We start from the raw sequence: 621 nt of genomic DNA on the forward strand, positions 1-621 counted from the left end.
TTAAACAGGTTTTCCATTAACGCACTTCCTCACGAACATAAGCTTTTGGTAAACAGTAAACGTAGCCATCAATGACTTCCATTTTTCCTTCCACTTTAAACACCGATTCAAGGGTCGATTGAGTAAGCACGTCCAAAGGCGCCCCCTGTTTTAAGATCTGACCTTTTTTCATTAGTACCAGTTCATCACAGAACTGCGCAGCTTGGCTGAGTTCATGGAGAACATAAACGATGGTTAAGTTGCGTTCCTTGTTCAACTTATCGAGCACTTCAAGTAACTCGAGTTGGTGACCTAAATCGAGATAACTGGTTGGTTCATCCAGCAATAACCACTGAGCTTCTTGCGCCAAACACATCGCCAGCCAAACGCGCTGACGCTCACCGCCCGACAACGTACTCACTACACGCTTTTCGTAACCAGCCAACCCGACAGAAGCAAGTGATTCAGTAATCACTTCTTGGTCACGCTCGCTGTTGCCCTGATACCACTTGCGATGAGCAACACGACCAAGCGCAACAAGTTGCTCGACCAATACGCCCTCTGGTGCCGTAGGATGTTGAGGCAGAATCGCAATGTGTTTAGCGAGATCTTTAAGCTTCCATTGGTTAAGCGCTTTGCCTT

Annotated in this window: 1 protein-coding gene; it reads right to left on the minus strand. The window is 46.9% G+C overall.

Features of this window, described 5'->3' with window-relative positions; translation table 11 throughout:
• Positions 1-16 precede the first annotated feature (16 nt).
• On the minus strand, positions 17-621 hold a 605-nt coding region (locus tag R7Q09_RS26675), incomplete at its 5' end, for an ABC transporter ATP-binding protein (protein ID WP_318144012.1).

This window comes from Vibrio sp. 2130-1 (genome assembly GCF_033339515.1).